6 protein-coding genes are annotated in these 11101 nt (G+C 67.4%); all 6 read right to left on the minus strand.

Annotation, left to right across the window (positions count from 1 at the left end; all coding sequences use genetic code 11):
* Window positions 1-2394 (minus strand): TonB-dependent receptor (locus WAL33_RS14275; protein WP_422182185.1); only part of this gene is annotated, 2394 nt, incomplete at its 3' end.
* A 227-nt stretch (window positions 2395-2621) separates the two neighbouring features.
* Window positions 2622-5348: a TonB-dependent receptor domain-containing protein gene (locus WAL33_RS14280; protein ID WP_422182186.1), complete on the minus strand. Its 2727-nt coding sequence runs from the start codon at window positions 5346-5348 to the stop codon at window positions 2622-2624.
* 84 nt (window positions 5349-5432) lie between these two features.
* Complete coding sequence (locus WAL33_RS14285; RefSeq protein WP_422182187.1) at window positions 5433-6461, minus strand: FecR family protein; 1029 nt, start codon at window positions 6459-6461, stop codon at window positions 5433-5435.
* Window positions 6430-7068 (minus strand): RNA polymerase sigma factor, encoded by a 639-nt coding sequence (locus tag WAL33_RS14290; RefSeq protein ID WP_422182188.1) that lies wholly within the window; start codon window positions 7066-7068, stop codon window positions 6430-6432. Before WAL33_RS14290 ends, WAL33_RS14285 begins: the two co-directional genes overlap by 32 nt.
* A 176-nt stretch (window positions 7069-7244) precedes the next feature.
* Entirely contained in the window at window positions 7245-8498 is a 1254-nt protein-coding gene (locus WAL33_RS14295; protein ID WP_422182189.1) for a ComEC/Rec2 family competence protein, read from the minus strand.
* Between the two features lie 4 nt (window positions 8499-8502).
* Window positions 8503-10890, minus strand: coding sequence for a TonB-dependent receptor domain-containing protein (locus tag WAL33_RS14300; RefSeq protein ID WP_422182190.1), 2388 nt, complete (start codon window positions 10888-10890; stop codon window positions 8503-8505).
* Between the last annotated feature and the right edge of the window lie 211 nt (window positions 10891-11101).

Consider the following 11101-nt stretch of genomic DNA (forward strand, 5'->3'; position numbering starts at 1 on the left):
GCCCAGGAAGACGCCCCCGGTGGCGACGCCGCTGCCGAGCACGCGAGTGTTGCCCTCGGTGATCGCCAGCTTGTTGGTGACGTTGGTGCCGGTGAACGCCAGCTCCATGTTGTTGTTCAGGGCCAGCGAGGCGCCGATGTCCAGCGTGGTGTATTTGGGAAGCGGCTGCAGGTTCTGGATGTCGGCGAAGCGCCGGGTCACGTAGGTCCCGGTCGCGTACAGCGTCAGACCGCCGACCGGCGTGTCGACCGTGTAGCTCGGCGTGACCCGAGCCTGGAAGTCGGGGTTACGCAGCACCTGGTTGCCGGTGATGCCGGGACCGCCGGCCACATACTTGCCGTGCTGGTAGTCGCCCGACGCCGCCAGAGAGAAGTTCTTGAAGGGCCGGATGACGCCGTCGAACTCCATCCCATAGGTGTCGGAGCTGGTCAGGTAGCGGATCACGGCGCCGTCGGCGAGGATCTGGGAGCTCGGCTGACCGCGGAAGGTGTTGTAGAAACCCGTCAGATTGACGGCGTACCAGTCGCCGCGCGCCTTGACGCCGCCCTGCAACTGTTCGACCCTTGTGGTGACGCTTACGCCGGCGCGCAGGTCGTCGAAGGTCGGCAAGGCGTAGCCTTTGTTGTATCCGATGAACGCGTTGAAGCCGGGCGCGATCTCGTAGTTGGCGTCGACGTTGAACGCCGCCTTCTCGCCGCTGTAGTTGACGGGCTTGGAACCCGGGAGCAGCACCGAAGCGCCGACGTCATAGAGCGCCAGCGGGTCGGTGGAGATGTTCTGCTTGGCCGAATTTTGGAAGGTGGCGTCGATCTCCTCCCACTCGTAGCGGGCGCCCACATCGACCTTCAGTCGGGGAGTCAGCTCCCATCGGTCGGTCAGGAACACGGCGGTGTTGCGGCCGCTGTAGACGTTGTGGAGCGCCAGGGCGGTCGGCGTATAGACGCCGCTGCCGTTGGTGATCTTCACGCCGTTGTCGAGCACGAGGTTGATCGGCTGGGCGTGGTTCTGGACGGTCATCAGCTGGTTGTGACCGGTTAGCCAGGTGTCGTCCGAACTGTAGTCGGCATAGTAGACGCCGCCGGTGAGCGTGTTGCCGCTGAAGAGCTCACGCGACAGGCGCGCCTCGTCCTGGAACGATTTGATCTTCTTGACGACGTAGAACACCCCGACGCCGATCACGTTCTGGTTCATGTCGGTGAGGGCGCCGCCCGTCGCGATCGAGGTCGCAACGCCCCCCGTCGCCTGCCGTCCGGCCGCGGCGGTCGCCGCCGCGTTGGCGTTGGCCGCCGTCACCTGGCTTGCGATGAACGAGCCGAGGGTCACCGGCGTGGCGCCGGTGAACTGCGCGATCGTTGGCGTGGTGCCGGACGAGTAGGCCATCTTGTTGGAGAAGGAGAAGCCTCCGAACGTCTTGTCGAAGTCGAACCCGACGAGATGGATGTCGATGCCGCGACCGCGGGCCAGATCCACCGTCTTGGAGACCGGCGTATTGGCGCCGTTGGAGGCGACGTCGAAGGTCACGATCCGCGTGGCGTTGCCCAGGAAGGTGTCCCGCGTCGGATCAAAGCCCGGGAAGGCCTGAAGCTTGATGTCGTTGCCCGTGCCGGTGCGAATGAGCGGGATCGGCGTGAAGAAGGCGTTGCGGTCGTAGGTTTGGCGGCCATAGAGCGTGGCCGAGCCGTCTTCGAACTCGCGCGTCAGGGTGCCGACGACCTGGTAGCCTTGATCGGAAGGGTACTGGGTGTTCCGCACGCCCTTGGCGGTGCGATAGAAGCCGCCGATGCTCCCGTACCAGCCCTGGCCGAGGTCGGCGCCGTAGTAGCCGTCGGCCCGCACCAGGTCGCCTGTGCCGTAGGTCACCTGCGCCAAGCCGCCTGGATCGGTCTTACCGGTCTTCTGGACCCAGTTGACCGTGGCGCCAGGCTGGCCGTTGCCGAACAACACGGCCTGGCCGCCGATCGTGGCCTCCATGCGCTTGACGGTCTCGTCGAGACGGAACTGGGTCGAGTTGTCGAGGAACGACAGGCTGGGGACGGGATAGATCGGCAGGGAGTCGATCTGCATAGTGACGAACTTGGCGTCGCCGCCGGTCGGAAAGCCGCGGACGGCGATGTTGGCGCCCGAGACGCCGCCGGTGGTTTCGGCCCAGATGCCGGGAACCTGTTTCAGCACGTCGGCGGCGCTGATGGGCGCGGCGGCCCGGATGGCGTCGCTGCTGATGGTGGTGACCGCATAACCGGCTTCCAGCTTGCGCTGGCCGGCCGGATTGGCCGAGCCGACGACGACGATTTCGTCGACCGTGGTGGCCGGGGCGTCGGCCTGGACTTGTGCGGCGGCCGGAAACGCGATCGCGGCGGCGGACGCGAGCAGGGACATTCGTAAGGTCAGGCTCATGGGATCCCCCCTGGGAAAAAGCAGGTGGCTCGCGCACCTTCGAAATTGTGGCGGCCGCGCGAACCAGAGTTGGCGGAAGCGCGCCGTTCGACCCGCTTCCGAAAACTAGATGCGGCGGGTTCGCCAAATCCGGCTAAGGGCCGGAGACTTTATTTGTGGGGGCGGCTGTCGCGCCGCTCAGCCTGACGCGGGGTAGGCGGGCGAGGGGCGCGCGACCGGGGGCCGTGTCAGAAGCGGTACCCCAGGGACAGGCTCACGTTTCGGCCAAACAACGGTCTTGCGATGATGGGGCCAGATGACAGAACCGCGCCCAGCACGCGCGTATTGCCTTCGGTGAGACCAAAGGCGTTGAACACGTTCTGCGCGACGAGATCGGCATATAGCCCATTGTCCAGTTCCGCGTGCATGCCGGTGTCCACCGTTGAATAGGGCGGGAGCCTCTGAAGGTTCTCGACGTCGGAGTATCGCTCGCCGACATAGGTGTATGTGGCGCGCAGCTTCACCGCGGCGCGCGCGATGTGTGTGCTGTAGATGGGCGAGACGGCGAACTGGACGTTGGGCTGGCGCACGACGCGATTGCCCGTGTTGTCGCCGAAGCCGCGATAGCGGCCGTTCTGATAGGTCCCCCGAAACTCGATCTTCCATCGCGGGGCCGACGTGATGTCGGCGTCGATTTCGACGCCCGACGCATCGGCCCCGCCCACCAGAATGATCGACCCGACGGTTCCGTCGGGTTGCGCCAGCAGGCGTGTGAACTGAAGACCGGTGAACCGGTTGGCGAAGACGTTCATCGACGCGCGGACCGGCCCGGCGGCAAGATCGCCGCCCGCCTCGAGCACGTCGGCCGACTGGTTGCGCGGTCCGCTGATCCGCAGCTTCTCGAAGCTTTGCAGGTTGGAGCCGTGATTGAAGCGCAGGTGCAGCGTCAGCCGGTCGGGGAGTGTCTTGTGGACGAGCCCGGCCGTCCAGGACAGCTGATGGGCCTGGTTGCTGAGCCGCGTCGCGGATTGGAGCAGTAGCGCGCCGTTATTGTCGTAGAGCGTTCGCGGATCGCCGTCGAAATCGGCATTGCCAAGAACGTCGCGCACGCTGCCCTGCAGAGACTGATGTTCGATCCGGACGCCGGCGTTCAAGCTGATCCGCTCCGAGACAGTCCATCTGTCGCTGAGAAACAGGGCGATGTTGGCGCCGCGGCTGTCGCCGATGATCTGGCTGGTCGTCGCGCTGACGAACCCGTCGCGGCTGGCCTGCACCCCATTGTCGAGGCGAAGGTCGATCCGCCGGGCGTTGGGTTCTGCCAGGAGAAGCAGGTTGTTGCCGAAATAGCGGAGGTCGTCGGACCGATAGGCCGAGACATAGAGGCCCCCGGTCAGCCTGTGGCCGTCGCCGATCGACCGCGAAACCCGAAGCTCGTCGGTGAAGGCGGTGATGGTCTTCTTCACCGACCAGAGCCCAGCGGTGAGGACGTAGCGATCTGAGGCGAGAGGAGCGCCGGTCGCGGCCAGGACCGCCTGGCCCGACGAGGCCCGCCCCGCCGCCATGGCGACGCGAGGGTCGGCATTGGCGCGCGCCACGGTGTCGGCGATGTACTGGCCGAGCGTCGTGGGGACGGGTCCGGTGAACAGACCGATCGTATTGGCGTCCCCGGTGGTGAGGTTGAGTCGGTTGGTGACCTGGATCCCTTCGCCGGGGGACCAATCGAGGCTTGCGCCAGCGATGAGGAGATCAAGCCCGCGTCCTTCGTCCAGGTTGACGGGAAGACGCTTGCCCGGGCCTGTCTCGATCGAAAGCCGCCGCGTGTCCGAGCCGATGAGCGTATCGCGTAGCGGATCAAAGCCCGGAAAGGCGCTGAAACCACCCGCGCCGTCCGCGATCAGCGGCGCACCGGTGTAGAAGGCGTTGCGGTCACGCGTATACCGGGCATAGGCGGTGACGACCCCGTCGGCAAAGTGATGGGTTAGATTGGCGCTGATCTGACCGCCCCGGTCGGCGAGAAATTGCGTGTTCCGGACGCCGGCGGACGTCCGGTAGAAACCGCCGACGGCGAAGACCGTGTCGGGCGCCAGCGGGCCGGTGAGATAGGCGTCCGCACGACGCGTTGCATAGTCGGTCGCGGTCAGCCGCAGCCCACCCCCGAACTCCGGCGTTCCGGTGCGCTGGATGAAGTTGATCACCGCGCCGGGCTGGCCGTTCGAAAGGATCGGGCTCGTGCCGCCGCGCAGGATCTCGACATGGTCGATCATGTCGTCGACGCGAAAGAGCGTGGTGTTTTCGCTGAAGGCCAACTCGGTGGGCGGGAAGATCGGTGCGCTGTCGAGCTGGACGGTGAGGAAGGGCGCGTCGCCGGTGGTCGGGAAGCCGCGGACGAACACATTGGCGCCCGTGGCGCCGCCCGTGGTCTCGGCCCAGATGCCGGGCGCGAACTTGAGAAGGTCGGCGGTGTTGTTCGGCGCCAGCGCGTGGATCTGTTCGAGCGATGCGGTGGTGATGGCAAGCCCCGCATCGAGCCTGCGTTCGGGCGAGACCGTGCCGGTGACGACGAGGTCCGAGACCCTATCCGCGTCAGGCTCGAAGGGGGGGGCGGCAGGCGCCTTCCGGGGAGGTTCGGCTCTCGCCGGCCTCATCGCGACACTCGGTGTCGCGGCCGAGCTTTGAGGCCTGGAGGCGAGGCTGACGGCGTTCCCGGTACGCGCCACGATATACAGGTTGGTTCCGCCCAGCAGCCTGTGAAGACCCTCCTCGACGGTGAATCGCCCCTTCACCGCCCGCGTTCTTAGGCCGGCGAGGCCCGCCGGCGACACGATCTGGATCTTCGCCTGACGCGCAAACTCCGGGATGCCGGTGACCGCGGGCTGTTCGACAACGTGGAAATTGATCGGCTGCGCGAGCGCGGAGACGGGCGCTGACGCAAGCATCGGTGCGATGATCGCGCCCGTCAGCCGCGCCGGAAACACGTGTTGCCTCCTGACGAATGACATGCGCCCGCGTGCTGAAGAAAAGTCCCCGTCCAATAGATGCGCGAGGGCGCGATTTTCCGGCTACGCCGAACCCGTTTTTCTTGAAGAAATTCGTATGGTCTCGCCCTGGCTCGTGACGACACCGTCGAAGCTGGCGGCGATGGCTGTGGCGAAGCCCTTGGGATCATCGGCTTTGAAAAGGCCGGTGATCCTCTGCCGCGCGAGCTCGGGATCGGCCACGACGATCCGGGTCGCGCCGTAGCGATCGAAGGCGCGAACCGCGTCCCCGAGCAATTCGCCGCCAAAGGACAGCATGCCGTCACGCCATGCCAGCAGCTGCTCTTGCTGCGCGGCGGCCACGGGCCGCACGCCGCTGGCGAGCAACGGCTCATGGGGGGCGAGCGTGAGGGCATGATCCTTTTCGACCGTAATCGTCCGCTTCTGCCCGAACATGCCTCGGGATTGTGAAGCGATCAGCTTCCCCTTCGTGACAAGCGTCACGATGGGCGCCTTCCCGAGGCTCTGAAGGCCGAATGCGCCCTCCGTGGTCTCCAGCACGAGGTCTCCGACCCGCACGATCAGGGGCAGGTCCTGCCACCGCGCGACGTCGAGGAAGAGCTTGCCGCGGATGAGTTCGAGCTTTCTATCGTTTGACGAGACGGTGACATCGACCCGCGTGTCGGTGTCCAGCGTCAGGGTCGCCCCGCCCTTCAGGACGATGCGCCGGATTTCGCCAACGCCGCTTTCCAGCATGCGACGGCGGTCCGAACCGATCACATAGGCGGCCGCAACTGATGCGGCGAGCGCTCCGCCGGCGCCCAGCGCCATACGTCTGTTCAGCGTCCGCGCCCGCAGCCCTTTCTGAAGAACCGGGGCGGGCGCACCTTCCGTCTCCTCCGGCTGCGTATCAGGCATTTTGCCGAGCGCCACGGCGCGCTCTGCATGGATCCACGCGGCTTGGGCGCGAACAAACGCGCCAAGGCGACGGCTGTCGCCTTCGAGCCACTGATCCAGCTGCGCCCGATCCTTCGCCGTCAGTCCGCGCTCAGCCATCGCCGCCCAGATCGTGGCGGCGTCTTCAATCTCGCTGGCGTGTTCGCGATCGGGCATTCGACGGTTTGACCTCTACAACCGTAGGGTCCTTTGCGGGACTATGTCCCCTAGATGACTTGGCGATGACATTTCCGCCACGACCAAATTGCGCGAGCAGAAATTTCAGGCCCTTGGCGCTGTACTTTTCGACGGTGTGCTCGGCCAGGCCAAGCTGGAGCGCGGTCTCGCGCTGCGAAAGCCCGTCGACCCGGCGAAGCCAGAAGACCTTGCGAACCTGCGTCGGCATCTCGCCGATCGCCGCCTCGACGCGTCGCAGTTCGCGCTGCCCGTGGACGTGCTGCTCGGGGCTGGGGACGTCATCGGCTCCTCCAAGCGCAGCAAGGTCGGCGATCGAACCGATTGGAACGATCTTGCTGCGGCGCAGGCCTTGAAGAAATACCGATTTGGCGACCTGAAAAGCATAGGTCTTGGGATCGCGGATGGACTCGACGCTCTCCAGCTTCGCCAGGATGGCATAGGTCTCCTGAACGATGTCGTCGATATCCGAATCCGAAATCTGCGTCGTGCGGCGGATCCAGGCGCGCATGGCCGGCTCGTGCGGCAGAACATGCGCCGCCAACCACCGACTGCGAACTAGGTAGGGCGCCTGCATGAGGGTCCGCATCGCATGGGTTTGTGACAGCTATGCATGAGAAACCGATACTCACCGATAGTTGATCGTGATCGGCGCCACGTTTCGGCTCAGCACCGCGAGATTGGGCAGGCCGCGACCCGCAGGTCAATGGGTGCGCGAATTTGGTTGGGCGCGCTTCTCGCAAGCAAGCCAGATGGTGCTGGGGACTAGGAGCGCCGGTGGTCCGAGATGGAAAATACTCGATCGGCTTCGTCGTGGTTGTCGGTGACCACCACGCGATAGCTCCCGCCGCCTGGCGCCACCCGCACGACGACATGGCCGCCACGCGCGGCCAGACGATCGGTCAGCCATTTATGGGCCAGTTCGTTGGCTGGCGAGAGGCCGGTGGCGAAGACCTCGCGGGGGCCCGGATAGAGCCGCTGGCTGAGCATCCGCTCCAGGGCGTCAGGGCTGGGATGGGCTGCGTGCCAAGCCTGGATGATCCAGACGCGCGGCTTCAGCGCTCGAACCACGTCGGGACCCGTGGCGTCGAACATGCCGTGGTGGGCGGCGACGGCGACGTCGACCGGGCCGGCGGCCTGGGCGGCGGGCGTCTCGACATCGCGCCAGGGCAGGGCGCCGTCGAAACTGTTGCTCGTCAGGTCGCCGGCCGCGAAATAGCCGAAGGCGCCGTAGCGCAGGCGGATCGCGGCGGAGCAGGCGTTCTCGTCGGGGATGTCGTCCCGGGCCAAGCTTTCGATCGGTGGGAACAGGCGGCGGGTCTCGGTTCCCCGCCCGGTCCAGACCTCGCCGTTGGCCGCCAGGTTGCGGATTTCGAAATCGGGAAGAGCGGCCGCGGCGCGGCGTGGGGCGAACTGATCGGCGGCCCCGACCCGGAAGCGCTCGACCCTGCCGCCGGCTCGGACCCGCTCCCGGACGAAGGCGACGTAGTTGCGAGCGAACGGCGCGTCCACGCCCCTGGGGAAGGCGTAGTCGGGATAGCCGCCGTCGACCAGCAGGCCGATCGGCACCAGGGCGGCGACGTCGCTGACGCCGGTCAGCTGGTAGGCCCCGTTCGGCGCCGGCGGCGTGTCAGGTCCGACGTCGCCGAGATGGTCGGGATGCAGGTGGCTGACCAGGAAGGCGTCCAGTCGGGGTTCGCCCGTCGCCGCTAGGTGACGACGGGCATAACGGCCGATCCACTCGCCGGCCCGGCGTTCCGGCCCCGGACGAATGTCCAGGCTGGCCGGTGGCGGCGTTCCCGAGGCGCCGGCGTCGATCATCATGCTCGTGCCGTCCGGCCCGATGATCAGGGTGGAGTCGCCCCGGCCTGTGGCGATGTGATGGATGTCGAGACCGCCGCGCCGCCAGGGGCGCAGCGGCTGGCCGACGACATCCTCGTCCAGAGCCGGGCCGACGCCGGCCACGCCCAGCGCCGCCGCGCCGAGCACCAGGCCGCGCCGAGTGAACGCCGCCGACACGGTCCTAGAACCGCGCCGAGAGCATGGCCCCGACCGTGCGCGGCTCGCCCAAATACTCGGCCAGCACGCCCTGGGTGGAAGGCGTCAGCAGGTAGTCGACATCGCCCAAGTTCTTGGCCCAGGCCGTCAGCGCCCAGCGGCCGTCGCGACTCTCGTAGCCCAGCGACAGGTTGGTCAGGGCGTAGGAGCCGATGTGCAGGTTCGGGTCCTTGGTCGCGCCGGTGTAGTAGCCGTCGGTATAGGCCCAGCTCAGCGCGCCGATCAGATAGCCGGCCCCGGCCAGGGGAATGCGGACGTCGGCGGCCAGGGCGCCCTTGTTCTCCGGCGACGAGCCCAGCGGATTGCCGGTGTTGACCGCCCCGCCCGGAATGACGAAGTCGTCGTAGACCGTGTCCAGCCGGCCGTAGCTGCCCATCAGGTTCAGCCAGGGCAGGGGACGCCAGGTCACTTCCAGCTCCGCGCCCTCGACCGTGGCCTGGCCGGCGTTGGTGATGGTCAGCACCCGGGTCAGGTTGTTGAAGAACAGCTCCTGCTTGTCCTTGTAGTCCATGTGAAAGACCGAGGCGTTGACGCGCAGGGTGTCGTCCAGCCACTGGGTCTTGGCGCCCAGTTCGTAGTTGGTGACGGTCTCGGGATCGAAGGGCTGGGCCAGGGCCGACAGGGTCGCCGCGTCGGTGTTGAAGCCGCCGGCGGTGTAGCCGCGCGTGATGCTGCCGTAGAGTGTCACATCCTTGCGGGGCGTCCAGGTCAGGACGGCGCGCGGGGTCACCTCGCTCCAGTCGGCTTTCAGGTCTCGGGCCGCGAAGCTGCCGGTCGCGGGACGGATGAAATCGGTGCGCAGCAGCGAGGCGGTCTTTTCGTCATGGGTGTAGCGCGCGCCCAGGGTCAGGTCGAAGGCGGCGGGCAGGTGGATCGTGCCGTCGACGAAGGCCGCGTAGCTCTTGGTCTTCACCGCCTGGTCGGTCAGGACGTCGGACGAGGCCACGCCCGTCACGGCCGCCAAGCCCCGGGTGCGCAGCTGGCGCTTGGCGTCCTCGTCGGCCAGATAGGCGCCGACCACCACGTCGCCGCGCGACCATTTGGGGCTGGCCCAGCGGACCTCCTGCGAGAAGAGGCCCACGTCGTCGACGTCGCGGTTGACCGACTGGGTATTGGTTCCGGTGAGGAAGCGATAGCTGGCGCCGGTGCCGGAATAGTCCTCGCCCGACTGCGACTTGCGATAGCCGGTGATGGCCGTGACCTGGCCGACGGGCGCGGTCCAGTAGACCCGCGCCGAGGCGCCCCACTGGTTGCGGGCGAAGCCCTGGACGTAGTCCAGCTCCGAGGTGCGGCGGTCGCCGTCCGAACCCGCGCCCCTGGACGACAGGGTGCGGCCGCCGTTGTGGTCGTCGCCGTAGTCAGCGCCCAGCAGCACCTCCAGGGTCTCGCCGGCGCGGATGCGGGCCTGGCCCCTGACGCCGCGGCTGTCGAGATCATCCTGCTCGCGGTTTGTCAGGCGGTCGCGGCCATAGCCGTCGTGCTGCTTCAGCGAGGCGGCCAGGCGCAGGGCGACATTGTCGCCCGCCGGGATGTCCACCCGGCCGTCGGCTTGGCGCAGGTCGAAGTCGCCGGCCCCGACGCGCACGGACGCCGCCACGTCGCCGAAGGCGGGCTTGCCGGTGTCGAGCACGATGGCGCCGCCGGTGACGTTGCGGCCGAACAGGGTGCCCTGCGGGCCCTTCAGCACCTGCACCGAATTGAGTCCGTAGAGCTCGAAGGTCGCGGCGCTGTTGCGGGGGATGAAGAGGTCGTCGATCACCACGGCCACCGGTTTGTTGGCGCCGATCTGGGTGAAGGTGTTGGTTGCGCCGCGGATGGCTATGGTCGGGCTGCTTTGGCTGAATGACGAGACCAGCAGGCCTGGCGTCAGGCGCGAAAGGTCGCGCAGGCTCTCCAGACGATAGGCCTCGACCGCACGGCCGGAAAAGGCCGTCAGCGAGATCGGCACGCCCTGAGCGCTTTCCTCGCGCTTTTGGGCGGTGACGATGATGGTGTCGAGGGCCGCGGGTTCGGCTTCGACCGTCTCGCCGGGCTTGGCCGGCGCGGCGGCGCGGCGCAGGACGATGACGCCGCCGGCGTCGGAGGCGATTTCCAGACCCGTGCCGTCGATCAGCTTGCGCAGGGCGACGCGGGCGTCCATCGGGCCCTTCAGGGCCTGGGTGCGCACGCCTTCCAGACCGTCGGCCGGCGCGACGACCTGCAGCCCCGCCTGGCGGGCGAAGGTGGAAATGGCCGAAGCCGCGCCCTGAGCGGGCACGTCGAAGGGTCGCTGCTGGGCCGCCGCCGGCATGGCGCAGGCCAAGGTCAGGGCCACGACGGCCACGCCGCCGGCCAGGGTTTTCTTCAGCATCATGTGTCGCCCCGAAATCCGCCGGTCCCGTGCCGGCCTCATGGGAGTGGAGCCTCGGCCGTGAAGCTCCCGCCATGTCGTTCGCGAAAAAAGTCAGCCGCAGCCTTCTAGCCGCGTGTCAGGCGCACCCCGTCGGCCTCTTGCGTGGCGACAAGGCCCAGACTCAAGGCGGCGGCCTTGGCGAAGCCGTCGGGGTCGCTGGCCGAGAACAGGC

Origin of the sequence: Caulobacter sp. (assembly GCF_049283275.1) — a bacterium.
Lineage (GTDB): Bacteria > Pseudomonadota > Alphaproteobacteria > Caulobacterales > Caulobacteraceae > Caulobacter.